Source organism: Mucilaginibacter metallidurans, from assembly GCF_003286435.2.
Taxonomy (GTDB): domain Bacteria; phylum Bacteroidota; class Bacteroidia; order Sphingobacteriales; family Sphingobacteriaceae; genus Mucilaginibacter; species Mucilaginibacter gossypii.
Genome location: NZ_CP043449.1, coordinates 97,811 through 124,745 on the forward strand (window position 1 = coordinate 97,811; position 26,935 = coordinate 124,745).

The 26,935-nt window shown below is 42.1% G+C and carries 29 protein-coding genes and 1 pseudogene; 11 read left to right on the plus strand and 19 right to left on the minus strand.

Annotated elements, in window-relative coordinates; translation table 11 throughout:
- Position 1: 1 nt before the first annotated feature.
- From cysN to DIU38_RS00500, 4 genes and pseudogenes are all read right to left on the minus strand, one after another.
- Positions 2–1,288: a sulfate adenylyltransferase subunit CysN gene (gene cysN / locus DIU38_RS00480; RefSeq protein WP_112652831.1), complete on the minus strand. Its 1,287-nt coding sequence runs from the start codon at positions 1,286–1,288 to the stop codon at positions 2–4.
- Positions 1,289–1,298: 10 nt separating this feature from the next.
- Positions 1,299–2,204, minus strand: a complete 906-nt coding sequence (gene cysD, locus DIU38_RS00485) for a sulfate adenylyltransferase subunit CysD (RefSeq protein ID WP_090528572.1) — start codon at positions 2,202–2,204, stop codon at positions 1,299–1,301.
- A 119-nt stretch (positions 2,205–2,323) separates the two neighbouring features.
- Positions 2,324–3,045: pseudogene (locus DIU38_RS00490) on the minus strand (ISAs1 family transposase).
- Positions 3,039–3,443, minus strand: coding sequence for an ISAs1 family transposase (locus DIU38_RS00500; protein WP_149354001.1), 405 nt, complete (start codon positions 3,441–3,443; stop codon positions 3,039–3,041). The pseudogene DIU38_RS00490 and the gene DIU38_RS00500 overlap by 7 nt, the downstream one beginning before the upstream one ends.
- Positions 3,444–3,780: 337 nt before the next feature.
- On the opposite strand from DIU38_RS00500, the gene rfbA reads away from it, so the two are divergent.
- Complete coding sequence (rfbA, locus tag DIU38_RS00505) at positions 3,781–4,644, plus strand: glucose-1-phosphate thymidylyltransferase RfbA (RefSeq protein WP_090528569.1); 864 nt, start codon at positions 3,781–3,783, stop codon at positions 4,642–4,644.
- Between the two features lie 5 nt (positions 4,645–4,649).
- Here rfbA and miaA read toward each other — a convergent pair whose 3' ends face one another.
- The 7 genes from miaA to DIU38_RS00540 all read right to left on the minus strand — a co-directional run bounded on the left by miaA (position 4,650) and on the right by DIU38_RS00540 (position 11,904).
- A complete protein-coding gene (gene miaA / locus DIU38_RS00510; protein WP_112659172.1) occupies positions 4,650–5,567 on the minus strand; it encodes a tRNA (adenosine(37)-N6)-dimethylallyltransferase MiaA in 918 nt (305 codons plus the stop codon).
- A gap of 42 nt (positions 5,568–5,609) precedes the next feature.
- Positions 5,610–6,698 carry a mannose-1-phosphate guanylyltransferase gene (locus DIU38_RS00515; protein ID WP_149354002.1) on the minus strand — a complete coding sequence of 363 codons (1,089 nt, stop codon included), beginning with the start codon at positions 6,696–6,698 and terminating at the stop codon, positions 5,610–5,612.
- 104 nt (positions 6,699–6,802) lie between these two features.
- A complete protein-coding gene (locus DIU38_RS00520) occupies positions 6,803–7,462 on the minus strand; it encodes an IS1096 element passenger TnpR family protein (protein ID WP_112657747.1) in 660 nt (219 codons plus the stop codon).
- Between the two features lie 41 nt (positions 7,463–7,503).
- The gene (locus DIU38_RS00525; RefSeq protein WP_112657749.1) at positions 7,504–8,916 is read right to left on the minus strand and encodes a CCA tRNA nucleotidyltransferase; all 1,413 of its coding nucleotides are present in this window, start codon (positions 8,914–8,916) and stop codon (positions 7,504–7,506) included.
- Between the two features lie 344 nt (positions 8,917–9,260).
- Positions 9,261–9,830, minus strand: a complete 570-nt coding sequence (locus tag DIU38_RS00530) for an L-threonylcarbamoyladenylate synthase (RefSeq protein WP_112657751.1) — start codon at positions 9,828–9,830, stop codon at positions 9,261–9,263.
- Positions 9,823–10,947, minus strand: a complete 1,125-nt coding sequence (locus DIU38_RS00535) for a glycosyltransferase family 4 protein (protein ID WP_112657753.1) — start codon at positions 10,945–10,947, stop codon at positions 9,823–9,825. The genes DIU38_RS00530 and DIU38_RS00535 overlap by 8 nt, the downstream gene beginning before the upstream one ends.
- Before the next feature lie 141 nt (positions 10,948–11,088).
- Positions 11,089–11,904 (minus strand): 2,3,4,5-tetrahydropyridine-2,6-dicarboxylate N-succinyltransferase, encoded by an 816-nt coding sequence (locus DIU38_RS00540; protein WP_112657755.1) that lies wholly within the window; start codon positions 11,902–11,904, stop codon positions 11,089–11,091.
- A gap of 609 nt (positions 11,905–12,513) precedes the next feature.
- Here DIU38_RS00540 and DIU38_RS00545 point away from each other — a divergent pair.
- Positions 12,514–12,714, plus strand: a complete 201-nt coding sequence (locus tag DIU38_RS00545) for a hypothetical protein (RefSeq protein WP_149354003.1) — start codon at positions 12,514–12,516, stop codon at positions 12,712–12,714.
- A 232-nt stretch (positions 12,715–12,946) separates the two neighbouring features.
- A complete protein-coding gene (locus tag DIU38_RS00550) occupies positions 12,947–13,354 on the plus strand; it encodes an RNA-binding S4 domain-containing protein (protein WP_112657759.1) in 408 nt (135 codons plus the stop codon).
- Between the two features lie 94 nt (positions 13,355–13,448).
- On the opposite strand, the gene DIU38_RS00555 is transcribed toward DIU38_RS00550, so the two are convergent.
- Together DIU38_RS00555 and DIU38_RS00560 are read right to left on the minus strand one after the other, a co-directional pair.
- Positions 13,449–13,928, minus strand: coding sequence for a nucleoside deaminase (locus DIU38_RS00555; RefSeq protein ID WP_090528535.1), 480 nt, complete (start codon positions 13,926–13,928; stop codon positions 13,449–13,451).
- 221 nt (positions 13,929–14,149) lie between these two features.
- Positions 14,150–14,743 carry an OmpH family outer membrane protein gene (locus DIU38_RS00560; protein WP_112657837.1) on the minus strand — a complete coding sequence of 198 codons (594 nt, stop codon included), beginning with the start codon at positions 14,741–14,743 and terminating at the stop codon, positions 14,150–14,152.
- Between the two features lie 568 nt (positions 14,744–15,311).
- On the opposite strand from DIU38_RS00560, the gene gyrB reads away from it, so the two are divergent.
- The 3 genes from gyrB to DIU38_RS00575 all read left to right on the plus strand — a co-directional run bounded on the left by gyrB (position 15,312) and on the right by DIU38_RS00575 (position 18,374).
- Complete coding sequence (gyrB, locus tag DIU38_RS00565; protein WP_091166682.1) at positions 15,312–17,270, plus strand: DNA topoisomerase (ATP-hydrolyzing) subunit B; 1,959 nt, start codon at positions 15,312–15,314, stop codon at positions 17,268–17,270.
- A gap of 162 nt (positions 17,271–17,432) precedes the next feature.
- Positions 17,433–18,044 carry a YdeI/OmpD-associated family protein gene (locus tag DIU38_RS00570; protein ID WP_112657761.1) on the plus strand — a complete coding sequence of 204 codons (612 nt, stop codon included), beginning with the start codon at positions 17,433–17,435 and terminating at the stop codon, positions 18,042–18,044.
- 33 nt (positions 18,045–18,077) lie between these two features.
- The gene (locus DIU38_RS00575) at positions 18,078–18,374 is read left to right on the plus strand and encodes a YciI family protein (RefSeq protein ID WP_112657763.1); all 297 of its coding nucleotides are present in this window, start codon (positions 18,078–18,080) and stop codon (positions 18,372–18,374) included.
- Between the two features lie 2 nt (positions 18,375–18,376).
- On the opposite strand, the gene DIU38_RS00580 is transcribed toward DIU38_RS00575, so the two are convergent.
- From DIU38_RS00580 to rpsF, 5 genes are all read right to left on the minus strand, one after another.
- The gene (locus tag DIU38_RS00580) at positions 18,377–19,462 is read right to left on the minus strand and encodes an alpha/beta hydrolase (protein WP_112657765.1); all 1,086 of its coding nucleotides are present in this window, start codon (positions 19,460–19,462) and stop codon (positions 18,377–18,379) included.
- Between the two features lie 116 nt (positions 19,463–19,578).
- A complete protein-coding gene (gene mtgA / locus DIU38_RS00585; RefSeq protein ID WP_218117281.1) occupies positions 19,579–20,250 on the minus strand; it encodes a monofunctional biosynthetic peptidoglycan transglycosylase in 672 nt (223 codons plus the stop codon).
- Between the two features lie 206 nt (positions 20,251–20,456).
- Positions 20,457–20,900 carry a 50S ribosomal protein L9 gene (gene rplI / locus DIU38_RS00590; RefSeq protein WP_091166691.1) on the minus strand — a complete coding sequence of 148 codons (444 nt, stop codon included), beginning with the start codon at positions 20,898–20,900 and terminating at the stop codon, positions 20,457–20,459.
- A gap of 15 nt (positions 20,901–20,915) precedes the next feature.
- Positions 20,916–21,179: a 30S ribosomal protein S18 gene (gene rpsR / locus DIU38_RS00595; protein ID WP_022833472.1), complete on the minus strand. Its 264-nt coding sequence runs from the start codon at positions 21,177–21,179 to the stop codon at positions 20,916–20,918.
- Positions 21,179–21,547, minus strand: a complete 369-nt coding sequence (gene rpsF / locus DIU38_RS00600) for a 30S ribosomal protein S6 (RefSeq protein ID WP_090528512.1) — start codon at positions 21,545–21,547, stop codon at positions 21,179–21,181. Before rpsF ends, rpsR begins: the two co-directional genes overlap by 1 nt.
- 148 nt (positions 21,548–21,695) lie before the next feature.
- On the opposite strand from rpsF, the gene DIU38_RS00605 reads away from it, so the two are divergent.
- The 5 genes from DIU38_RS00605 (at position 21,696) to DIU38_RS33710 (ending at position 26,381) form a co-directional block, all read left to right on the plus strand.
- Positions 21,696–22,316, plus strand: coding sequence for a hypothetical protein (locus DIU38_RS00605; RefSeq protein ID WP_146750278.1), 621 nt, complete (start codon positions 21,696–21,698; stop codon positions 22,314–22,316).
- 86 nt (positions 22,317–22,402) lie between these two features.
- A complete protein-coding gene (locus DIU38_RS00610) occupies positions 22,403–22,639 on the plus strand; it encodes a hypothetical protein (RefSeq protein WP_090528506.1) in 237 nt (78 codons plus the stop codon).
- A 402-nt stretch (positions 22,640–23,041) separates the two neighbouring features.
- Positions 23,042–24,493: a capsule assembly Wzi family protein gene (locus DIU38_RS00615; protein WP_112657769.1), complete on the plus strand. Its 1,452-nt coding sequence runs from the start codon at positions 23,042–23,044 to the stop codon at positions 24,491–24,493.
- A gap of 95 nt (positions 24,494–24,588) precedes the next feature.
- Positions 24,589–25,737, plus strand: coding sequence for a DNA polymerase III subunit gamma/tau (locus DIU38_RS33705; RefSeq protein WP_149354004.1), 1,149 nt, complete (start codon positions 24,589–24,591; stop codon positions 25,735–25,737).
- Between the two features lie 68 nt (positions 25,738–25,805).
- On the plus strand, positions 25,806–26,381 hold the full coding sequence (locus tag DIU38_RS33710) for a hypothetical protein (RefSeq protein ID WP_149354005.1): 576 nt from the start codon (positions 25,806–25,808) through the stop codon (positions 26,379–26,381).
- A 61-nt stretch (positions 26,382–26,442) separates the two neighbouring features.
- On the opposite strand, the gene DIU38_RS00630 is transcribed toward DIU38_RS33710, so the two are convergent.
- Positions 26,443–26,877, minus strand: coding sequence for a hypothetical protein (locus DIU38_RS00630; RefSeq protein ID WP_112657773.1), 435 nt, complete (start codon positions 26,875–26,877; stop codon positions 26,443–26,445).
- Between the last annotated feature and the right edge of the window lie 58 nt (positions 26,878–26,935).

The following is a 26,935-nucleotide window of genomic DNA, read 5'->3' on the forward strand; positions in this document are numbered from 1 at the left end:
CTTACAGGAATGTCCCTGCTGCTACCGTTTCATTAGTTGATTCATCAACCAGGATCAATGAGCCGGTAATACGGTTTTTGCGATACTCGTCAAACACTACGGGTTGAGTAGTGCGTAAACGGATCTTCACCATTTCGTTCATCTTAATATCAGTATTTTCTTCCTGTTTTTCAAGCGTATTGATATCAAGTTTATAATAAACTTCCTTAATGATTGACATTACCTCGCGGGTGGTGGTTTTGAGATGATATTTAGCGCCTGGGCGCGGGCTGCGGGTTGCCATCCAGCAAATCATGGCGTCAAGGTCCTGGCTCACCTGCGGTTCGCTGTCATCTTTTACAATCATATCGCCGCGACTTACATCAATATCATCCTCCAAAGTAATGGAAACCGACATTGGTGCAAAAGCTTCCTCAACCGGACCCGAATAAGTATCGATAGATTTTATGGCTGATGTTAATCCTGATGGCAATACGGTGATCTTATCGCCAGGCCTGAAAATACCGCCTGCTATCCGGCCGGCATAACCGCGGTAATCATGATATTCATCCGCATGAGGACGGATCACTGTTTGCACCGGGAAGCGGGCATCAGAGTGGTTTTCATCACTGGCAATATGGATAGTCTCCAGTGTATGTAACAGGCTTTCGCCTTTGTACCATGGCATGTTTTCCGAATCGTTAACCACATTGTCACCGGCTAAAGCGCTGATAGGCACAAAACGGATATCAGTGACATCAATTTTTGCTGCAAAAGCTTCATATTGTTCAACTACTTTGTTAAAAGCCTCTTCGCTGTAATCAACCAGGTCCATTTTGTTCACACAAACAATAATGTGTGGTATTTTTAATAGTGATGCAATAAATGAGTGGCGGCAGGTTTGCTCAACCACGCCTTTGCGGGCATCAATGAGTACCAGGGCAAGGTTTGCGGTTGAAGCGCCGGTAACCATGTTGCGGGTATACTGGATATGGCCGGGGGTATCGGCTATAATAAATTTACGTTTGGGTGTGGCAAAATAGCGGTAGGCCACGTCAATGGTAATGCCCTGCTCGCGCTCCGAACGCAAACCGTCGGTTAATAATGAAAGATCAACATGCTGAAGCCCTTTTCGTTCGCTCGATTGTTTTACAGCCTCCATCTGGTCTTCAAAGATGGATTTCGAATCGTATAGCAAGCGCCCTATAAGGGTGCTTTTCCCATCGTCAACACTACCTGCTGTAGTAAAACGTAATAATTCCATTGTGGTGGTATGTTTTGCTCCCGGCTTGACTGCCTGAAGGCTCATTGAATCAAATTTAAAAATAACCTTGTTTTTTCCTGTCTTCCATTGATGTATCCGAGCGTTTATCGTCGCTTCGGTTGCCTCGTTCGGTGCTGCGGGTTGCTGATACTTCGGCAACTATCTTTTCCAGTGTATCGGCGTCTGATTCGATGCCGCCGGTGATTGTGATATCGCCCAGTGTACGAAAACGCATGAGTTTGTTTTCGATAGTTTCACCCTCCCTAAGCTGCAAGAACTCTGAAGCAGGCAGCCAGGTATTATCGCGGTAAACAGCGTTACGCTGGTGTGCAAAGTATAATGAAGGTATGGCTATATTTTCCTGCAGAATGTAGTTCCAGATATCCATTTCGGTCCAGTTACTGATCGGGAACACACGGAAGTGTTCGCCCATGCGCTTGCGGCCGTTAAAGATATTCCAGAGCTCGGGGCGTTGGTTTTTAGGATCCCACTGGCCAAACTCATCGCGGTGACTGAAGAAACGTTCTTTAGCACGGGCCTTTTCTTCATCACGGCGTGCACCGCCGATAGCGGCATCTATCTTATTGCTTTCGATGGTATCAAGCAGGGTTACTATCTGCAACTCGTTTCGGCTGGCGTTGATACCGCTTTCCTCAACTGCGCGGCCTTTGTTAATTGATTCCTGAACCGACCCTACAATAAGTTGTACGCCAAGGTTTTCAACCAGCTTATCCCTAAACTCCATAGTTTCAGGAAAGTTATGACCGGTATCAATATGGATTAGGGGCATTGGGATTTTAGCGGGCCAGAATGCCTTTTTTGCCAGGTGCGTTACAACAATAGAGTCTTTCCCGCCCGAAAACAGGATGGCAGGACGATCAAATTGTGCAACCACTTCCCTGATAACGTAAATGGCCTCTGATTCTAATTCCTGCAGATGAGTAAGATAATATTTATGCATGTTAACAATGAAAATCCGCTAAATCCACCTAAATAGTAGTTTTTAACGTTCAAACTGCAATAATAACAATTTTATGCTAATGTTGAGGGTATTAAATGGATTTTGCCAGGGCCGACGCATTAGAAATTTTTGTTAGCTATAAGTGTTAGGAGAAACTTGTGATTCCACCCAGCCATTTTTCTTTTGGCCTTTATGCTGGCTTTGCTGGTTTTGTCAGCCTTTAGAATATTTAAAGCTATCTTTCTGACTACAGCAAGATTTTGTGCAGCCTGACTATTTCGTGTGGTATTATAATCTTCGGCAAAACCAACATCCAGTTGCCAGTGCAACTGGTTTTCTATTCCCCAATGTGTGCGGATGGCTTTGTTAAAATAGGCAGCGTCTGCCTGAAGGCTGGAGATGTAATAACGATTTTGTGTAGTACGGCTGTCCCCAATTATGCGTTCGGAGGTGATTTTGATAATACTCTTTATTCCTTTCCAATTTTCCTTTTCGTCAATCCAGTTAAGTTCATGTATGACCTTGCAGGTTCTGATCTCAGACCGCCCGTGCCCTTTATCCAGATGCTGGCTGTAACTGTCTTCCCTGAAGTTAAACTGGTTGGTTACCTGGTCATAAAACGTTTCATGGTTTTGCTTCAGGGCCAGGATATAATCCCCTGACTTTCGATAATCTTTTCAGCGATTGCTTTTTGGGTGCCCATCGCATCGATGCTGACTACTGCCCCCTTAATGTTCAATAAAGATAGTAATGCCGGGATGGCACTAATCTCATTACTCTTGTCAGCCACCTTTTGTTGCCCAAGTACCAACTGATTACGGCCTGACCAGGCACTTACCAAATGTAATGCCCCAATCCCTGATGCTTGCAGGCGCTATTGCAGACGCTCTTTCCATCGATAGCAATCAGTTCCCTTTCGCCAGATGTACCTGTTGTTTGAAGGCTCTGGCCAAGTTCCGCCGTCCAGGCGCGGAAACAGCGTTCAAAAACATCCGCATCGATCATCATAAAAACGCGATTGATCGTATCATGACTCGGTATGCCATTTTCAAGCGGTAGCAACTGTTTTAAAAAGTCTTCTTTTTCCTTGCCAAACTCCTCCATTTCGTACCAGCTTTCCGCACCGCATACAACCGCCAATACCGATAGGATTATTACTTCCAGTAAATTATGTTTCTTATTATTGCCCGTGCGCGGATCGGGTATCCATCTGAAATGATCATGGAGTGAGGTTGTCATATTCTTTTTACAAAGAAAAAACTCTAAAAGGCTTTACCCCCCCCCCGAACATTTAAACTTATTCCCTCTTTACCAACATTTTGTTGGTAACACTACTCATTTTTACCGTTTCTTATACGTCAGCCCTGTGGATTTTGCCTTTGAAAAAGGCTTGTTGCCTGGTACATGGTTTATGTTCAAAATAATCAGATAAAATATAAGTTTGCATATTGAACAATAAATACCAACTTTATACCTGATAGCATTGTTCAACAGTACAATAATGGGCCCTGATATTACGGAAGCATTATTATATACTAACTTCGGGATGTTTATTTAAAAATTAGTATAATCAAATATGAAAGGCATTATTTTAGCAGGAGGGTCAGGCACCCGACTTTATCCTATAACCAGGGCAATCAGTAAACAACTGATGCCTATTTATGATAAGCCAATGATATACTACCCATTATCGGTTTTGATGCAGGCGGATATCAAAGAAATTCTGATCATTACTACAGCCGAAGATAATCCCGGTTTTAAACGGTTGCTGGGCGATGGCACAGAGTTAGGCTGTAAATTTGAATATGCTATACAGGAAAAGCCTAATGGACTTGCCCAGGCTTTTGTTATTGGCGAGCAATTTATAGGCGATGATAAAGTAGCTTTGATATTGGGCGATAATATATTTTATGGTACCGGATTTAACGAATTGATCCGCAGTTTTAACGATGTAGATGGCGCTGCTATTTTTGCGTATCATGTGGCCGATCCTGAACGTTACGGTGTGGTTGAGTTTGATGCCGAATTCAGGGCCTTGTCAATTGAGGAGAAACCTTTGCAGCCAAAATCGAAATTTGCAGTACCCGGCCTTTATTTTTATGATAATTCGGTAATTCAAATTGCTAAAGATCTTGAACCCTCACCCCGCGGTGAGTATGAAATTACCGATGTTAACAAGTTTTATCTTGAACAGGGTAACCTGCATGTTGGCGTTATGGATAAGGGAACAGCCTGGTTAGATACGGGTACGTTTGATTCATTGAGCGACGCTACCGAATATGTGCGCGTGATCGAAAAACGCCAGTCAACAAAAATCGGATGTATTGAAGAGGTTGCTTACCGCCGTGGGTTTATCAATGACGATCAGTTGCGGCTGTTAGTTAACAAGTATATCAAAAGTGGTTACGGCAAATATTTACAAAGCCTGCTGCCGCAATAAAATAATTATGCGGAAGTTTCAATGGCTTTGAGCATCTGGTCAATAACATCGGGAGCACCGGCATCAAACCAAACAAAATCTTTATCTTTTCTGAACCAGGTAAGCTGCCTTTTTGCAAAGCGCCTGGTATTTTGTTTTATAAGCAGCAGGGCTTCATCGAGGCTGGTTTTACCATCGAAGTAATCAAATAGCTCTGAATACCCCACTGTATTTAAAGCATTAAGCTCCCGGTAGGGCAGGAGGCTTTTTACTTCTTGAATAAGGCCTTGTTTAACCATCAGATCGACGCGAAGGTTTATACGTTCATACAATTTTCCGCGGGGCATATCAAGCGCCAGTTTGATAATATTAAAAGGTCTTTTATTTACAGTAGCGTTGCGATAAGATGAAAATGGTTTACCTGAGGTTTCAAATACTTCCAACGCCCTGATGATACGCTGAGGATTATTAAGGTCGACCTGGGTATAATAATCCGGGTCGACCTGTTGTAGTTGTTTTTGTAATGTTGTAATTCCTTCCCTTTCCAGTTGTTGGTTTAGTTTTTCACGTACCGAATTATTGGCTACGGGCAAGTCATCAAAGCCTTCACAAATAGCTTTAATGTACAAACCTGACCCTCCCGCCAGGATCACCTTATCATGTACTTTAAAAAGTTCATCTAAAAGCGCAAGCCCCTGCTTTTCAAAATCGCCAACAGAAAAACTTTCTGTTATGGAGTGCGAATTGATAAAGTAGTGTTTGGCCGTAGCCAACTCGCTTTCATCAGGCTTGGCAGTACCAATACTCATCTCCCTGAAAAATTGTCTCGAATCGGCAGAAACCACTACAGTATTGAACTGTTGCGCTAACTTAATGGCTGCAGCTGTTTTCCCTACTGCAGTGGGGCCGGCAACTACAATGAGGGTTTTATTAGCCTGCGTCATGTTCATAAGCCTAAGCTTTACTCATATCAAAAATGTGGGTAACTAAATATACTTCGTCCCGAACTTGTTCTTTACATCGGCCACAACCTGCTTGATGTTCTGTTCCTGGTCGCGGGGGCAAATGAGCAGGGAGTTGTTCGATTCTACCACGATATAATCATGCAGCCCCTGCAATATTACCAGTTTTTCGCCCGGCACGTTTACCATACAGTTTGAAGAGTCATACATGATCACTTTTTCGGCAGGGATAACGGCATTACCTACATAATCCTTTTCGGCAAGGTCATATATTGATGCCCAGGTACCCAGATCGCTCCAACCAAAATCCGAAGGCAATACATATACATTATCTGCTTTTTCCATAATGCCGTAATCTATCGAGATATTAACGCATTGCTGGTATACATTGTGAACGTGAGGTTTCTCTTTATCCGAATTGTACACCGGCTTCGCATCAGCAAAAATCTCGTGCATTTCGGGCAGGTACTGATTAAAGGCCTTAACAATAGTTTTGGCCGACCAAACAAAGATGCCGGCATTCCATAAAAAGTCGCCGCTTTGAATAAAGGTTTTAGCTATTTCAAGAGTGGGTTTTTCGGTAAAGGTTTTTACTTTATGAAACTCATCGTTGATAACGTTATCAGTGTATTGAATATATCCGTAACCGGTATCGGGCCTTGATGGTTTAATGCCCAGGGTTATCAGATAATCATTTGAAGCGGCGGTTTGCAATGATTTTTCGATAGCGGCAACAAAAGCATCTTCATCCAGGATCTGCTGATCGGAAGGGGCTACAACAATAGCGGCATCCGGGTTAAGGCTTTCAATTTTAAAACAACCATAGGCAACACAAGGAGCGGTGTTTCGCATTACCGGTTCGGTAAGGATCTGCTGATCCTCCATATCGGGCAATTGTTGTTTTACCAGTTTGGTGTAGTTTTCGTTAGTAACAACGTAAATATTTTCTTTAGGGCAAACTTTCAGGAAACGCTCGTAGGTATTTTGTATTAAGGTTTTACCGGTACCAAGTATATCGATAAACTGTTTGGGGTGCGATGTACGGCTTATCGGCCAAAAGCGGCTTCCAATTCCTCCGGCCATAATTATGGCATAGTAATTTTTGTTATTCATTGATAAATGGGGGTAAATTATTATGAGCTGGTTAAAGTAACAAAACAAGTGAGGCGGCCTGACATAAAAAACGAGTATATAATTTATATACTCGTTTTTTATGATTAATAATCGTCGCTACTGCCGCGGCCAGGCCTTTCATCATCATCAAAGCCTTCGTCATCGCTAAATTCATTGCCGAATTCATCTTCCTCCTCTTCTTCTTCGCCGCCGCTGTGTTTTTCTTCCGGTAGATCATCGGTATCTGTAACTTCCGAAAAATCTTCGGCGTCCTCCGGGTTAAAGGCCATTTCGTTCAAAAAGTCGAAGTCTTCGGTAACAGGCGGTAAAACGGTAGCGTTAAATGCATTGCCAAATTGTTTAGGCGCTTCGCCAACTGATTTTACAACGGCAGGGTAAGTTGTGCCCGGTGTTTCATCTAAAATGATCTTCATCAGTTCCACATGAAAATCAAATGGACGATCGAAATTGAATGTATAGTAAAATTTTTGGTGCGGGTCATCAATAAAACTCAACAGCTTTACTTTATTCATTAATGATACACCACGGTCAATACGCCTTTGGTTAGGCAGGTAAGTTATTTCTTCACCTTTGGTCCACTGATCATTACTGATATAAAATGATGAAGAAAATTCCGGATTGTACCCGGTTGACTGATGAATTGCGCGGTGAAGATCTTCGAAAGTTTGATTTGATTTTACATCAATTTCTCTCGTAACGTCATCGTAGTCTTCAAAAGTAACCCTGAACCTGTATACTGCCATTGTTTATTGTAGATTTTGGACAAAAATAATAATGTTTTAATTTAATTTGGGGTAGTCACAACTTTTAAGCCAATTTCAATGCCTTTGCTGATTGTAAAGGTTAACGCGGCCTCACGATTGTTGGGAATTTCGCCTTCCAATATGGCTTCGCGGATCTGATTTTTGATTATTCCTACCTCGCGGCCTTCTTTTATCCCAAATATGGTCATGATATCGTTACCGGTAACCGGCGGCTGCCAGTTACGGATGCTGTCGCGCTCCTCAACGTCTCTTAATTTTTGTTGAACAAGCTCAAAATTGTTACGATATTTTTTAACCTTATATTCGTTTTTGGTGGTGATGTCTGCTTTACACAACAACATCAGTGCTTCAATATCGTCTCCTGCCTCAAAAAGCAAACGCCTCACTGCCGAATCGGTAACTATGGATTGTGAAAGTACGATGGGCCTTAAATGCAGCTGCACCAACTTTTGAACCTGCTTCATTTTTTCATTAAGCGGCAGCTTAAGCTGGGTGAAGATCTTGGGCACCATGCGTGCGCCCCGGTCTTCATGACCATGAAAAGTCCAGCCGTGGCTGGGCTCAAAACGTTTGGTGGCGGGTTTTGCTATGTCATGCAGTATAGCAGCCCAGCGTAACCACAGGTCGTCAGTAGTTTCGCAGATGTTGTCAAGTACCTGAAGGGTATGGTAAAAGTTATCCTTATGGCCTTTGCCATCTACATAATCAACTCCGTAAAGGGCTACCATTTGCGGGAAGATCTTATGCAGCAGTCCGGTATCAAACAAATAATTAAAGCCTATTGATGGTACCGGCGATAGGATGATCTTGTTCAGTTCATCGGTAATCCGTTCCTGCGATATGATACTGATCCTGTCGGCAGTGGTTTTAATGGCTTCAACAGCGATATCATCAATCCTGAAATTAAGCTGGGTAGCAAACCTGATGGCCCGCATCATGCGCAGCGGATCATCAGAAAAAGTTTCGTTAGGATTAAGCGGCGTACGGATCAGCTTGTTTTCCAGGTCGGCAATACCGTTAAAGGGGTCAAGCAACTCACCAAAAGTATCCGGGTGGAGGGAAATGGCCAGCGCGTTGATGGTAAAATCGCGGCGTTTCTGATCATCTTCCAAAGTGCCATTCTCCACAATTGGCTTGCGCGAGTCGCGACGGTACGATTCCTTGCGGGCGCCAACAAACTCTATCTCCAGATCGCGGTATTTGAGCGAGGCCGTACCGAAGTTTTTATAAACCGCCAGTTTAACTTTAAGTGTATTGGCAACAACTTCGGCAAAGGCTATCCCATTGCCAATAATCACGATATCAATATCTTTCGACGGGCGGTTCAGGAAAATATCGCGCACAAAACCACCTATAGCAAAGGCCTGTACGTTTTGTTCGCCCGCTAAATGGGATATAACAGAAAATACGGGATGCCTGAGGTGTTGCTGCATAGTTGGATGCTTTAAAAACGCTAATAAGGGTACAAAGGTAAGATTAATTGGTAAAATGCCCCGGTAAAGTCGAAAGTAGTAAGTGGAAAGTCTTAAGTATCTTTCCACTTAATAAACAAAACTTTCAGACTTCAGACTTTGGACCTCATACTTCCGGCTTTCTGCACGACAGGGGGTTAACAGGGTTAACACAATTTTAATTATTTTGATTTAAATAATTGATAGTCAGTATATTGAATATGTAGAGGGGTTACACAAAAGATTTTATAAAAATGTTTCTGTTAAAACATATCTTCAAAAATACCTTTTTAACTAATCACTAATCTTCAACCTATAATCTCTCGTTAACGACGCAAAAACTCAAACCTGCCATCAGGGGCCAGCCTCATGATGGTTGATGGTGTTTTGATCTCCTTGCTATGCTGCTCCAAATCAACAACATAATCAACGCCATCAATAATTTCCTGGTCTATTTGCGAAAAATGCTGCGGCGAAGGTTTTCCGCTGATGTTAGCTGATGTTGACACCAATGGTTTGCGTAAACGCTGGATCAATTGCTGGCAAAAAGGGGTGTCTTTTACAACCCTGATCCCCACGCTGCCATCGGCGGCAATTAATGCCGGAGAAATGTTTTTGGCGCCCGGCATTACCAGTGTTAACGGGTTCTCGGCATATTCAATCAGTTCAAAAGCCAGCGGGTTTACTTCGCTAATATAGCTTTCCAGCTTGTTTTCGGTATCCAGCAAAATGATCATGCTTTTGGCCTCATCGCGCTGTTTCAGGCGGTAGATCTTTTGAATGGCTTCGGTATTGGTGGCGTCGCAGCCTATGCCCCAAATGGTATCGGTAGGGTAAAGGATGATGCCACCCTCTTGTACAATTTTAAAAGCCTTGGCTACTTCGTCTCTAAGCATGGTTCAAAATATTTTGGTAAAGCTGCATTAATTGCAGGCTCAGTATATTATTGGTAAAATTAGCTGCGTAAGCGCGGCCTTTAGTGATCATGGTTTGCCTTAAGCCATCATCACTAAGCACCTGGTTTAGTTTTTCGGCAAGACCCGTATCATCATCAGGGTTCACATAAAGGCTGCCTGGCCCGCCTGCTTCTTCAAGGCATGAGCCTGTTGCTGCTATAACCGGCGTGCCGGAGTTTAAAGCTTCTAACACGGGTATACCAAATCCTTCGTACCGTGACGGGTAAACAAATACCGATGCCAGCTGATAAACAGCAGGTAACTCTGCAAAGGTAACGTCTTTTAAAAATATTACCCGGTGGTTTAAGTTATTAGCTGTTATATATGTTTTAACCAATTCTGTGTATCGGGTTTCTTTGCCAATTACTACCAGCGTTGTGTCATCCACATTTTTTAAAGCCTTAACGGTTAGCAGCAGGTTTTTGCGTTCTTCAATAGTGCCAACACTCAAAATAAAGCGGTTGGGCAGGTTATATTTTTCTTTTACTGCCGATTTTTGCGCGGCGGTTTGTTCAATTGCAAATGAAGGGTCACATCCCTGGTAAACAACTTCTATTTTTTGGGGGGCGATGCTGAGCAGGTCGACAAGGTCATCCTTTGTTTTTTGGCTTATGGCGATAATTTGATCCGCGACGCGGCAGGCATGTTTAACCTTAGCGAGGTAAATACGGTAATTAACCGCACCAAAATGTTTCGGATAACGCATGAAGATGAGGTCATGCATGGTAACAACCGACTTAATGCCGGTATGTTCGATTCCCGAAGGCAACTCGTGACTTAAACCATGGTACAATTCAATACCATCACGTTTTAAATCTTTGATAATTCCTTTACTACGCCACCATGAAGTAAACCATTTGCTTTTTGGGGTAACAGTGCGGATATTGGGATAACCGCCAATAAAATTAAGCCGTGGATTGGCTTTGGCCTTTGGCGTATATAAATATAAAAGGTTGGATAGATTGAGCGACGCTATGCCTTTAATTAACCAGCGGCTGTAATTACCTAAGCCGGTATTATTGTAAAAAGCCCGTTTAGCATCGTATCCTATCTTCATGTTTTAGATATGAGATTTGAGATATGAGACGTGAGAAATGCTGCATTCTCAGAGGAATATAGCAGATGTGAAATAAAGGTATTGCCGGAATCTTTACCAAGCAAAATCTCATATCTCACATCTGATATCTCATATCTAAAATTACACCGCTACGTTGTTTTCACGCAGGGCGTCATTCAATGACGTTTTTTTGTCGGTTGATTCCTTACGTGTACCGATGATGAGGGCACAAGGCACCTGGTATTCGCCGGCAGCAAACTTTTTGGTATATGAACCCGGAATTACCACCGAGCGGGCAGGTACGCGGCCTTTATATTCAACCGGGGTGCTGTGGGTAACATCAATGATTTTGGTTGATGCGGTTAATACCACGTTTGCACCTAATACAGCTTCATGTTCAACATGTACGCCCTCAACAACAATGGCACGTGAACCAATAAAGCAGTTATCTTCAATAATAACCGGGGCGGCTTGCAGAGGCTCCAATACACCACCGATACCAACACCACCGCTTAAGTGTACATGTTTGCCAATCTGCGCGCATGAGCCAACAGTAGCCCAGGTATCAACCATGGTGCCTTCATCAACATAAGCGCCAATGTTTACGTACGATGGCATCATGATAACACCTTTAGCCAGGTGGGCACCGTAACGGGCAATACCATGAGGTACCACGCGAACGCCGGTTTGTTTGTAATCAGTTTTGAGTTTCATTTTGTCATGAAAAACAAAAGGGCCGGTTTTAACTTCTTCCATTTGCCTGGTCGGGAAATACAAAACAACCGCCTTTTTAATCCACTCATTTACATGCCAGCGTGTGCCAATGGGTTCGGCCACACGGATCTCGCCTTTGTCCAAACGGTCAATAACGGTTTCAATGGCGTTGGTGTATTCATTATAGTTCAGCAGGTTCCTGTCTTCCCAGGCCTCTTCAATCAGTTTTTTAAGATCTTGCATTGGTGAAATTAAACTTTTGGCAAATTAAAGGATTTTTAAGGAAATATGTTTTAAAAGATTGAATGTCATGAAAGACTGGCGGGAGTTGAAAGATTAATTACAACTAAGCGCAGGAAAGGCCTTGACAAAATATTATGGATTCTTTGAGAAAGCTTTGAGTATAATAACAAGTTGCGTATAGTATTTGGGCCTTTATGTGTTTGATATTACACATTTATACAATATGCGGACAATTAGCTGATACGACATAAAAACACATTAAGGAAACTTTAATTTTACATAAACGGAAACCAACGTTTAAACTAATTAGGTGTCAAAAGCCTTCCGGACAGCGAGTGTCGGGAGGCTTACTTTTTTTATTTCAACGGGCGCTTATAGGTATAATTCCGGGGGGGGATAATAGGATTTTTGGGTAATAACTTGATTTTAAAAAAGCGCTTATTTATTGTTATTTGTTAGTGTTGCTGGTAAATAAATTTATAAAGCAGTAAACATTAGTACTTTACTTATCGTATAACTGCTTATTATATCAATCTGTTACCTTGGATGAGTATTGGTATAATTGTTTTAACCTTTTAATTTATTACTATTACCAAATTATTCCCAGGTATGACCCCATTTGTACTGATTGCCATTATTTTACTTGGCCTGGCATTGCTGCTTATTTTTGGGGTTTTGTTTTTTAGCTTTCTCAAATACATCCAAAGGCGCTATTATCCACACTGGAAATTTCCTGATTATGTTAGCGTTGGTTATGCCGAATACCTTTATCATAAGTTCATTAAAAAAGACCTGCCAAGTAAGTTGTAAAAAGTACCGGATCATAAAAGGTTTTTGATAACTACAATAATCTCTGGCAAAGCCGTTTTAAAAGCCGTAAATTTGAGGCTTTATACTTATACCACCGTCGGGATAGCGGCGTGGCAAGTTGCGTTTCAGCTGTAAAGCATCTCCCGAACAGGGATGCTTTTATTTGTACGTAAAATGATATTGGTAAATTAGCCGGCCGACCGGATAATCGGTATAAAAGCAATTGAATATTATGGCCGAAAAAGAGAAACTGAGAATAGATAAATACCTGTGGGCCATCCGCGTGTTTAAAACCCGTACACTGGCTTCTGATGCCTGTAAGGCCGGCCGCATCAAGCTGGACGGTAAAAACATCAAGCCGTCATACGAGGTGAAAATTGGCGATGTTTACCAGGTAGCAAAAGGCATTGAACGCAAGGTTGTAAAAGTAACCGGCTTGTTGGAAAACCGGGTAGACGCCAAAACCGCTGTTAATTTTTACGAGGATATAACCCCTGTTGAACAAACCCAGGCCTTTAAATCAATGTTCCATGCCCCGATACTGAAGCGTGATCGTGGCACGGGCCGTCCCACTAAGGCCGACAGGCGCGAGATTGATGACCTGAAAGATAATTTTTTTGAAGAAAAAGAAGAGGAATAGCCCCACCCAACCCTCCCCTAAAGGGAGAGGGCTTCTGAAAGCCGGGTAATGTATTTTAAAAGTCTCCCCTTTAGGGGAGATTTAGAGGGGCGATTTAATAATGATCTTTATGCTCGGTTGTTTCCCAAAGTTTAAAGGCAGTTAGCGCTTCATCACGAAGGATTTGGACAAAAGGAAGCTTGCGTTTTTCCATGGTGCAGCCCAGTTCATCATAAATAAAATGATCGTCGAAACCTATCGCGGCGGCATCGGCTTTGGTATTGGCGTAATAAATTTTATCTATACGTGCCCAGTAAATAGCGCCCAGGCACATTGGGCAGGGCTCACAGCTGGTATAAATTTCGCAGCCTGATAAATTATATGTTCCCAGTTCCTGGCAGGCCAGACGGATCACCGAGACTTCGGCGTGTGCGGTAGGGTCATTAGTGGGTACAACACGGTTGGCGCTACGGGCTATGATCATGCCGTCCTTAACTATTACGGCCCCAAAAGGCCCGCCCATTCCGCGCTTTACATTGTCTTCGGCCAGTTCAATGGCTATGCGCATAAATTTTTCGTGTGCCGTATTTTCCATATTGCCCTAAATTAAAAAACCTCAACCGAAGTTGAGGTTTTAATTTGAAAATGTGTCAATTTGAGTATTTGAAAATGACTTGTAATGTTCAAATTACTACATCATCAAATTTTCAAATCATCATTCCCTGAGGTTTTAATTTGAAAATGTGTCAATTTGATAATTTGAATGCGATCAATAATTTTCAAATTGACACATCATCAAATTTTCAAATCAGGATATTATTTTTTGTCTTTAGCGTAAGCTTCGTTAAGGCGTTTGGCAACGTCAACGGTAACATCTAACGATGGATCACCATACAATACGGTTGGATTAGCTTTTGAATAGGTTAACACCAGTTTGTAGCCTTTTTCTTTAGCATAACCCTTTACAAAGTCGGCAATTTTATCATACAGTTTAGCATTTTCAGAGGCTTGCTCGTTTTGGAATTCGGCACCTGCATTTTGAGAGTAGCCTTGTAATTCCTGTTGTTTACGCTGTAACTGTTGCTCGGTAGCCTGGCGTTGATCGGCCGGCATGGTAGCCTGATTTTTCTGGTATTCGGCAACCTGGCGCTGAAAAGCCTGACCGCGGTTTTGCAGATCGGTTTGTGATGCTTTGCCTTTTTCTTCAAGGCGTTTTGACATATCCTTAAAGTAATCGTACTTGTTTAATAAAGAGTCGGAGTTTACATAAACAATAGTTTCTTTATCAGGAGCTGCTGTGGTTGCAGCAGCCGGTTTATCGGCGGTTTTATTTTGAGTACAGGCCGCAACGCTACCTGCAATTGCTAATCCTAAAGTAAGTTTGGTTAAAACTGAAGCACTGGTTTTCATTTCTGTCAATCTGAAAAATATTATAAAATTTTGACAAAGATAATCTTTCATTGCAAGTATCCTAATTTTAGATGCAGTGATTTTGGGGGCAAGCAGATGTGCAAATTTCAAATTATAAATATGCAGATGGGATTTATTATGATGGCCGGATGATTTAAATTTTGCGGGCAAAGCCGTAAACGGCAAAGTCTTTCTTATCCACTACAGTCCTCGTTTTACGGCATTTTGCGTTAGGGGATAGAAGCGGATACCGGCATGGCATAATGCCTGCAGGCGTATGAGCGGATAGCCCGGCCGAAGGCAACGCCATTAATGATTTTGAATATCGGATTTTTGATTTCGGAACTTATGAACTGGATTCTTTAAAACTATTAATGCATTGCCAGAGTTGGAAATACAACCAATCCTCTAAATTCTACAAAACTCGAGTTCAGACAAAGTATTCTGACAATTCTAAAATCCTGCAAATCCTGATTCTGACAACTCTCCACAACTGTACTTTTATCCACAAATAATCGTTAATTTGGGGTATTTTATGTAATTTTGAAGATTGTTTCATTAAATAAATATGAGCGAAGAAATTCAGGATAAATCCAATTATTCAGCAGATAACATACAGGTTTTAGAAGGTTTAGAGGCGGTGCGCAAGCGTCCGTCGATGTACATTGGCGATACAGGTGTTAAAGGTTTGCACCACCTTGTATATGAAGTAGTTGATAACTCTATCGACGAAGCCCTTGCCGGTTATTGCGATGATATAAAAGTTACTATACATGTTGGCAATTCCATAACCGTATCAGATAACGGTCGTGGTATCCCTACGGGTATCAATACAAAAGAGGGTAAATCGGCGCTTGAAATTGTAATGACCGTTTTGCACGCCGGTGGTAAATTTGATAAGGATACTTATAAAGTATCCGGCGGTTTACACGGTGTGGGTGTGAGTTGCGTTAACGCATTATCAACCCATGTGAAGACCCTTGTGCACCGTGAAGGCAAGATCTTTACCCAGGAATACGAACGCGGCAAGCCGATGTTTGACGTTAAGGAAATTGGCGTATCTGATAAAACGGGTACTATCCAAACCTTTCAGCCCGATCCGGAAATTTTTACTACCACTACCGAGTATAAATATGATACGCTTGCTGCCCGTTTGCGTGAACTGTCGTTCCTGAACAAAGGCATTCGCCTGAGTTTAACCGATGAGCGTGAAACCCAGGAAGATGGTACTTTCCGTAGCGAAGAGTTTTTCTCAGAAGGTGGTTTGCGCGAGTTTGTTAAGTTTTTGGACGGAACACGTACATCGATCATCCCTGAGCCCATTTATGTAGATGGTAATAAGGGCGGTATCCCGGTTGAGCTTGCCCTGCAGTATAATGATACTTACAGCGAGAATGTTTTTTCGTATGTAAATAACATCAACACCATTGAGGGTGGTACGCACGTAGCAGGCTTCCGTCGCGGTTTAACCCGTACCTTAAAAGCCTATGCAGATAAAGAGGGCTTGCTGAAAAACGTAAAAGTTGAGATCAGCGGTGATGACTTCCGCGAAGGATTAACTGCTATTATATCAGTAAAAGTGCAGGAGCCTCAGTTTGAAGGCCAAACCAAAAGTAAGTTGGGTAACAACGAGGTGATGGGTGCGGTTGACGTGGCTGTGGGTGAAATTTTGGGTAACTTTTTGGAAGAGAACCCTAAAGAAGCCCGGCTGATTGTAAATAAAGTAATCCTTGCCGCTACTGCCCGTGCCGCTGCCCGTAAAGCGCGCGAAATGGTACAGCGTAAGAGTGTAATGACAGGTTCGGGTTTACCGGGCAAACTGTCTGATTGTGCCAACAGCGATCCAACCCTTTGTGAGTTATTCCTTGTCGAAGGTGACTCGGCGGGTGGTACCGCCAAACAGGGCCGTAACCGCGAGTACCAGGCTATTTTACCATTGCGTGGTAAGATCCTGAACGTGGAGAAAGCCATGGAGCACAAGATTTACGAAAACGAAGAGATCAAGAACATGTTTACCGGTTTGGGCGTAAGCCGCGGTACGCCTGAAGATGATAAAGCCCTTAACTTAACCAAGCTCCGTTACCATAAGATCATCATCATGACGGATGCCGACGTGGACGGTTCGCACATTACCACGCTGATCCTTACCTTCTTCTTCCGTTACATGAAGGAGCTGGTTGAGGCCGGTTATGTATATATTGCTTCGCCGCCGCTTTACCAGGTTAAAAAAGGTAAGGAGTATGAATACTGCTGGAACGACGTACAGCGCGATGCCGCTATTCAGCGCCTTAAAGGTGCCGGCAAGGAAGACAGTGTGCACGTGCAACGCTATAAAGGTTTGGGTGAGATGAACGATATCCAGCTTTGGGATACTACCATGAACCCGGCAACCCGTACGCTTAAACGCGCTACCATTGAAAACGCCGCCGAGTGCGACCATACCTTCAGTATGCTGATGGGTGATGAAGTTGCCCCACGCCGCGAGTTCATTGAGCGCAACGCTAAATACGCTAAGATTGATTCATAAGCCCCCCGGCCCCCTAAAGGGGGAGGGATAGTTTTATAATTTTTTTTAAGGCCCGCTTTTTTTGAAGCGGGTTTTTTTTTGCAGGAGCTTGTCCACGCCCGGTTTTGGCAGGGCGTATTTAAATCCATTTTGCCGGAGTTGTTGTAATCGCTAACTTTAATTATGGAACATTACGATAGCCGGGTTGATGCCTACATCGAAAAATCACCCGAATTTGCAAAGCCAATTTTAAACTATCTGAGAGCTTTGGTGCATGAAGCCTCGCCTGTGATAATCGAAACCATGAAATGGAGCATGCCTTTTTTTGATTATAAAGGTGTGGTTTGCAATATGGCCGCTTTTAAACAACATTGCGCATTTGGTTTTTGGAAGGCATCGTTATTATACGACCCACAAAAGATATTGAGCCTGGCCGATCAGGCTGCAGGTAGCTTCGGCCGCCTGACCAGTATTGATGACCTTCCTCCAAAGGAAGTACTTATAGCGTTTATACAGCAGGCGATGACCCTAAATGAAGATAATAAACCCAGGCCGGCTTCCCAAAAGAAGTCGCCCGCCCAACGCGACGAGTTGGTGGTACCTGACTACTTCGTGAAATTTTTAGAAGCCCATCCGCAAGCCTGGCTAAACCTTAACCAGTTCAGCTACTCGCAGAAAAAGGAGTATATTGAATGGATAACCGAGGCCAAAACCGAGGCCACCCGGCTTAAGCGTATGGAAACTGCCGCCGAATGGCTTACTGAAGGTAAATCAAGACATTGGAAGTACAAATAAATTCCCAATACCGAATATTAAAACTTAACGCTTATGTTTTTCATCGATCTTAAGTATATAGCGCCCCTTGAAGAGATTGATGCTTATATGGAGGTCCATCTGAAGCATCTTAATGAATATTATGATGAAAAGGTGTTTGTTGTTTGGGGGCCTAAGGTGCCGCGCACGGGTGGGGTAATCCTGGCCTTTGCAGGCTCAAGGGAGCAAATAGAGAAGATCATTACCGAAGATCCCTTTTACAAGCATAAACTTGCTGAATTTACCGTCACCGAGTTCTTAACTCCTGTGTATCATCCAGATTTAACGGCACTGCTGGACGGTGCAGAATAGGTTTAGTTTATTTTATCCAGCCGGGTTGGTTTTTCATTTGGAAAGCTGAAAACCATGTACATTTTGTTGCCTTCTGTATGGAATGTAATATCGGCCCGTTCATTTTCGTACATAAAGAATGATGCTTTTGCATATGGTACAATTACCATAGGTATTGCATCATTTTGGACGAAGTATAGTTTGCCTTCAGCAACATAAGTCTTGAATTTGTTTTTTTCATCGCCTGCTATCTGGTAATTACCTGCATATTGTTCCAGTTGCTTTGCAGGTATATCAATAGCCTTATGCTGTTTACAATAGGCAAATTTTATTGCGTTTTGCATTACTTGCGCCAATGCTGCCCCATGCCCGGCATTTGGGGTGATTGCGGTACAAATATCAAGCACTTTACAAAGCTGGTTTTCCATGTAGATTTTAAAATCCTGAATATTTTTGCTGGTTAAGAGCTCAAAAGAACCTACGCCTAAAAACACCCTGCAGTTAATGTCATGATTATTGGCAAAGTATTTTTTAGCCGAAGGGATGAGTTCATTTCCTGCATTGCCGGGTGCCCCTATAAAGATCATATTAAATAGATTTGGATGCTCAAACAGTACCATGGTAGTGAACATGCCACCAAACGAATAACCGTATAGTGCTTTATTATCGGTTACGCGGTATTTACTTTGTATAAATGGTATTACTTCCTGCTCAATGAAGCTAATGAATTTTGGCCCTCCGGTTGCCGGGTTCAAGTCGCGGCTGCGCTGGTTTGGTTGGCTGCCGTAACCAATGCCTACAATGAGTGCTTCAGTGGTTTCATAATCCTGCCGGAGCATGTTGAAGCAGTTCATGGCAACGGTCATGTTCCAGTCGCCATCGGTCATGTATAATACCGGGTATTTTGTTTTGGTGGTATCGTATCCCGGAGGGAAGTGTACGTAGATGGTATAATCTTCACCAATAACTGTTGAGTGATAGTCCCATTGCACCATGTCTTTGTCCGTAAAAGGGGCAGGGGTATCGCTTTTAACCTGCGCTGCAGCAATGTTTGCGAAAAAGATAAAAGCAAGTAGATAGAGGCTGGTCTTGATACTTTGTTTCAACATGGCGTGTGGTTATATAAATTAAGATAGTCTTAATTTACAAAAGGTTACAGCGTTGCTGAAATAAAAAAGGAATGCCGGGAAAGGAATTTTCATTCCCTCCTTAGGGGGCAAGGGGGCTAAAAATCCAACGGCCCCAGCCTTTTCATATTTTTCATAATAAGGTATTGCCTGTGCCTTAAATATTTGGTTGGGTTGGTGGCCGACCATTTTAGCGGGCTTGGGAAAATCACCGCTATGGCGGCAGCTTCCTGCCGGGTTAAATCGGAGGCTGGTTTGTGAAAATAAGCCTGCGAAGCAGCCTCAACACCATATATGCCATCGCCCATTTCAATCTCGTTCAGGTAAACCTCCATGATGCGTTTTTTGCTCCAAAAGGTTTCTATCAATATGGTAAAATAAGCTTCGATACCTTTACGGAGTATGGAACGACCTTCCCAAAGGAAAACATTTTTGGCTACCTGCTGTGATATAGTACTGCCGCCAATCAGTTTTTTGCTGTGCGAGTTTTTTTCGATGGCTTTTTCGATGGCGTTAAAATCGAAGCCGTGGTGCTCTAAAAAGGTCTGGTCTTCGGCAGCAACGGCGGCGCGTTTCATATTGTCGGAGATCTCGTCAAAATCTTTCCATTTTTTATCTATCTTCCATTCCTTACCTGCCGATTTACGCTGGAAGCCGCGTTCGATCATTAACCAGGTAAAAGGAGGGTTTATAAAACGGTAACCAATTACACCCAAAAGGCTTAAACCAAAAAACAGGATGAATATCAGTTTAAAAATCCTGAATATCAATTTAGGGATGCCATAAAACTTTGAATCCGATTTTGAATTCCGTTTGCCCGACGTTGATTTTTGGTTGTTTTTGCCGAAGAATTTAAACACTGTTATAAAATATTTCCTGATAAAAGAAGAGGGTGCTTTGCTTTAGCAAAACACCCTCTAAAATTCTAAATTTTTTCCAGAAATCCGAAATCGAAACTCCGAATTCCGAAATATAATTATTCCGCTACTACTGCAAACGGAACCTGTACTTTAACTTCTTTGTGCAGGTTGATGTTGGCTACGTATTCACCAACAAATTTTGGCTCCTGGTCAAAAGTGATACGACGACGGTCAACTTCAAAACCTTCTTTTTTCAATGCATCAGCAATTTGGATAGTATTGATAGCACCGAAGATTTTGCCTGTTTCGCCGGCTTTAGCACCAATGTTAAGTTTAACACCTTCTAAACGTGCTGCAATAGCATCAGCATCCTTGCGGATTTTTTCTTGCTTAAATTGAGCTTGTTTAAGGTTTTCGGCTAAAACTTTACGTGCGCTTTCGGTAGCTAATATGGCGTAGCCTTTTGGTAAAAGGTAGTTACGGCCATAACCTGGTTTCACATTTACGATATCGTCTTTATCACCCAGGTTTTTTACATCTTGTTTTAAAATAACTTCCATTTCTTAAATCTCCTATTATTTTAATGAATCTGTAACGTAAGGTAATAAACCGATGTGACGTGCGCGTTTAACAGCCTGTGCCACTTTACGCTGAAACTTTAATGAAGTACCGGTTAAACGGCGTGGTAATACTTTACCCTGGTCGTTAATGAACTTCAATAAAAAGTTTGCGTCTTTGTAATCAATATACTTGATACCGTTCTTTTTGAAACGGCAGTATTTTTTACGGTTATCCTCCACTTTTGGAGCGGTAACGTATTTAATTTGTTCGTTAGCCATTAGTTTGCTGCCTCCTCTGCTTTAGCTGCTGGTTTTTTGTTAAAAGCACCACTGCGTTTTTTGTCATTGTAAGCAATGGCATGTTTATCCAAAGCAATGGTCAGGAAACGCAAAACACGCTCATCGCGCCTTAACTCTATCTCCAATTTGTTAATTAATTCACCCGGAGCCTTAAATTCAGTTAAGTGATAGTACCCTGTAGTTTTCTTTTGGATTGGGTACGCTAATTTTCTCAAACCCCAATTATCCTCCTGGACAATTTCGGCTCCGCCATCAGTAAGAATTTTGCTGTATTTGGCATTTGCCTCTTTAGCAGTCTCTTCTGAAAGCAACGGGGTTAGAACGATCACGATTTCGTACTGTTGCATTATACTTGATTTTTAATTATTTACCCGCTATAACGGGGCTGCAAATGTAGGGGTAATTATTGAAACAATCAAATGTTTTTAGATGAAATGCTACGTGTATAACAGCAAATTAGCCCGGCAGCGCTATATTAGCAGTCAAATTATTATTATGAAAAAGAACCTGCTCCTTTTTATCGCATTTTTTTTAACAACAACCAGCGCAATAAAAGCACAAACAATAGGGGCCGCGCAACAACGCCTGCTTGATTCGCTTTGCAAGGAACTGTCCAAAATTGACGTGGCAAAGATATCTACCAAACAGGCTGCCAATGATGCTTTTGAAAAGTGTTTTGAAAACCATGCCGACTTGCTAATGGATGTAGCCAAAGAGCAAAATGTTGAGGTAACCGATGAACCGGCAATGAGTAAGGTAGGCGTGGAGATCGGTAAAAACCTGATGAAGCAAAAATGTGGATCTTTTATGCAACTGGCCATGAAAATGGGAAAGGATGATGATGCTGAGGATACCGGTACCCAGGTTACTAGCGGCGTATTTAAACGGATTGATACAAAGGGATTTAATTATATTGTTATAACAGATAAGGCAGCGGCCGAAAAATCATTTATATGGCTCAGGCAGTTTTCCGGGTCTGAGAAATTTATAGATGCTTCACCGGCTAAACTTGCCGGTAAAAAACTCCAGATAACCTGGAAGGATATGGAAGTGTATCTGCCGCAAGCCAAGGGGTATTATACTGTAAAGGAAATAGTATCGATAGATATTCTGTAAACAAGGGAGAAATTGTGTTGATAAAAACAATATTTTTTCTAAAACTTATGGCATAGCTTATGGTTTTACTTAAAAACTCATAAGCTATGCAACCCGCAACTATTCAAGCCGAAAAAGGAACAAGCAATCCGCTTACTTTCGATGAGATCTTAATGTATGGCGGAGGGGATGATCCCCTTGAAGGCGACTGGGACGACCAGGAAGATGAAGATTTTGATGATATCCTTGAGGATAAAGAAGATCTGCATGAAATACAGGTTGACGGCAGTATTGGTGAGCCCGACCCCGAAGATGATGATCATTTGCCTGATGATGATATTTAATATATTATGTGTTAATTCTTGTTTGTTTGACCGCGACATATTAAGTTCCTTTTTTGCTTATTCCTGTTTATTTTCCGTTGTTGCCTTAAAAGGTGATCAGGGCAATTTGTTTCCCAAATTGAGTTAAAACAAAATTGCGTAACAATCATAGCACATATTCTTTTGTGTCTGTTTTTTTCTCCATGATTTAATTTTTTTCTACCTGAATCTCATATGGTTAAACATATAGTTAAATTTAATTTCAAGTTAAAATGCGAATGATGTAATTTATTTGCTACATTACAATTGTTTTTGTATTAGTAATGGTATTATAAATGTAATTTTAATAAAAAAATAATATTATTTTTAATAAATTATCATTTTTCGTTATTTGAAATTAATCGTTAGCCGAAACTGTCTGTTATGAAAAAATTAGTCGTCTTATTGCCGATATTATTATCTTTTTTTTTAGCAAAAGCACAAAATCAGGATGTGCATATTAGCCTGGAGGCCCAGGGCATTGTCACTACCAATAATTCAGTTCCATTTTGGTTAAGGGCAAATCAGTTTGGCAGTATTCCGTTATCGGGTGGGTCCGGTAGCTTAATCGGAAAAATTCGGAAAGATTATGATACAACAAAAACTTACGACTGGGCCGCATCCTTTGAAGGTAGAGGAAATGCCGGAAATAATAGCAAGTTTATTTTAGTTGAGGGATTTGTAAAGGCCCACGCTGGTATTTTTGAATTGAAAGCTGGCCGTTCAAAGGATATTGTGGGGATTGTTGATTCGACCCTTTCATCCGGGTCATTTTCGATTTCAGGTAATGCCTTAGGTGTACCCAAGATTAGTTTAAGCATACCCAACTATTATAGTATTCCATTTTTCGGGAAATTATTTGCAGTTAAGGGGACGTTAGCAAGTGGTTATTTAGGAAATGTTAAAGTTAGAACTGGTGAAAGGCCAACAGATTTCAAAGGTTATTATCTGGAAAATACACTGTATGTTAAAATAGGCAAGCCATCATGGAGATTTAAGTTTCAGGCGGGCTATAATCATGAAGCCTTATGGGGAAATGAAAAACGTGTGTTTAGCCGTTTTCAATTGTCGGGATCCGAAACGTATTGGTATGTGCTTACCGGTAAATTATATCAGGGAAGTAAAGTTGGCAATCATTTAGGTTCGTTAGACATGGGCGCTGAATATAGATTTGATGGGGTCACGGTATCAGTATATCGCCAAAATTTTTATGATATAGGTGCCTTAAGGTCATTAGCTAATGTCACAGATGGCTTAAACGGAATTACTTTGGTTAATAACAAGCCAAACTCGGATCATTTTTACTGGAAGAAGTTTTTATTTGAATTTTTATACACAGCGAACCAGGCTGGTAAGGCCGATTCAAAGAAAACAAAATCAGGTGCTGAAAATTATTACAACAATTATGAGTACGAAGAAGGATGGTCATATAACGAAGTTGGATTGGGTACCCCTTTTATAACTACAGTAAATGATGTAAGAGAGAGCCAAATAGGTAATAACAAGCAATTTTTTGTAAATAACAGGGTTTTAGCGTTGCATACCGGTGTGCAGTTTTATGCCTTTAACTGGCTTTATACAGGCAAGTTTTCCTATTCAGAAAATATGGGAACTTATGATAATGGCACTGAACTGTATAGATCGGTTGGAGGCAAAATACGAATCCCTGCCAATTATGGGGCATTTAAAAAGGTGCACCAATACTCAACCTATTTTGAGGGAATCAGGGCGTTAAAAAATGGTTATTCTGTTGGATATGATCTGGCATATGATCATGGGGGCCTGCTTTACAATTCGTTTGGTATTATTTTAAAGGTGTCAAAAACATTTATGTAATAATGCCGGGTTTAACATGGTGAAGAGACCGGAGTGTAAAAAAATTAGCAAAACCGCTCTTTCACCAAATCTAATTTCTCACTACCTTAGCACTTGTGGATAATTTCATTGTTTCGGCCCGTAAGTATCGCCCGGCTACTTTTGAAACCGTTGTTGGTCAGCAGCATATAACGAATACGCTCAAAAATGCTATAAAAAATAACCAGCTGGCACAGGCATTTTTGTTCTGTGGCCCGCGTGGTGTGGGTAAAACTACCTGTGCACGGATCCTGGCTAAAACCATTAACTGTACCAATTTGAAGCCCAATGGCGAAGCCTGCGGTGAATGCGCTTCGTGCAAGGCTTTTGAAAACGGAAACTCTTTTAATGTTCATGAGCTTGACGCTGCTTCAAACAACTCTGTTGATGATATCCGCAGTTTGATTGAGCAGGTACGGATCCCGCCCCAGGCGGCACGTTACAAGGTTTATATTATTGATGAGGTGCACATGCTGTCGCAGGCCGCTTTTAACGCGTTCCTGAAAACACTTGAGGAACCACCTCATTATGCCATATTTATATTGGCCACAACCGAAAAACATAAAATTCTTCCAACTATTCTTTCCCGTTGTCAGATCTTTGATTTTAACCGCATCAGGGTTGAGGATACGGCCAACCACCTGGCATCAATTGCCGGCAAGGAAAGCATAGGTTATGAGCCCGACGGCCTGCATATCATAGCCCAGAAAGCCGATGGCGGTTTGCGCGACGCGCTTTCGATGTTTGATCAGATTGTAAGCTTCTCTGGTGGCAAAGTTACTTATCGTTCGGTTATCGATAACCTGAACATACTTGATTACGATTACTACTTTAATATAACCGAGAGCCTGCTTAAGGAAGATACCGCTAAAGTATTATTGTTTTTTGACGAGATCCTTTCGCGGGGTTTTGATGGCGCGCATTTTATAGCCGGGCTTTCTGAACATTTCAGAAATCTGTTGGTGGGGAAGGATCAATCGACATTAAAGCTGCTTGAGGTGAGTGAAGGCATTAAAACAAAATACCTGCAGCAATCGCAGCAGGCATCTGTGTCGTTTTTGCTCTCGGCCATGAATATAGCCAACCAGTGCGATATTAGTTATAAGCTCAGCAAAAATCAACGGCTCCAGGTTGAACTGGCATTACTCAAGATGTGCCACCTGCCATCGGTGTTTAACCTGGCAACCACACCACTCACTGTAACTTCCGCGACCGACGGGGACTAAAAAAAAAACCTGATACCTCAACAGTAACGCCTGTTAACGGAGCGCAGGCAAGCCCTGCTGTATCTATAGTGAGCGAAGCCGCACCGGTATACAGTGCCCCACCAAAAGAGGTTGTAACGCCATCTGTACAGGTAAAAGAAACAATAACGTCGCCTGCTGAAAAGCCTAAGATAGTAATGCCTTTGCGAAGTACGCTCACCCCTTCATTAACCGGTGAAGTTAAAACGCAGGAAGAATTGCTTGAAGAAGAGGACCCATATTTAAAAGGAGAGGATAAAGAGGATTTTACCATGGACGCCTTTTTGCAATGCTGGAGCGATTTTGCTGCATTCGCAAAAAAAGAGGGTAAAAAAACTTTGTTAACCGTTCTTACAGCGGGCGCGCCGCGCATGCTAAAGCCCTATGTTTTTGAAGTAATAGTAGGCAATATGGTGCAGGAAAATATTTTCAGGGATGAAAAGCCCGTTATGTTGAATTATCTGCGCAGTACACTAAAAAATTTTACTATCGAGGTAAATGCCCGGGTTGACGAACAAAAGGTAGTACGTAAGCCTTATACCGCGCCCGAAAAGTTTCAGCATATGGCAGCCCGCAACCCGCAGTTGCTGGAATTGAAGAGCCGGTTTAATCTTGATTTTGATTAACCTGGTTTTGAATGCTGAGCTGCGGGCTTAATTAAAAACCCACAGCTCCGCAGTTAATAAATTATCTCAGGGGTTCCCTGTCATTTTTGGGGTATCCCTCTTCGTCAAGGTCGTCGCGGTCGTCTTCGGGAGTATGAGAAAGTGCGGCATCAACGGGATCAATCTCAACACTTTCTCCGTTGTCAATGTGCATTCCCAATTCATCTACATCGGTTTCAAGCGACCGGTCTTCGTCAAATTCGCCGTCGACATCGTAAGGGTTTGCTTCGTCATAGGTGGAGTTAAAATCCTCGCCGTTTTTTGCGGCAGTGTGATACGGATCGGGATGGTCATAATCCGGGTCATCGCTTTTAACATCGTATTCGTAGCTATTATCGTCCGGGTTATAACTCAGGTCTTCCTTATCAATGGTTTCGCCCAGTTCATCTTTCAGGTTTTCGTCGCGATCAGGCAGATCATCATTGAAACCTGCATCGTCTATTTGATCGTAGTTCATAGGTTTGTGCTTTTATTATATAAATATACGCAGTAAAAATCCTGCCAAAAAGCAAATC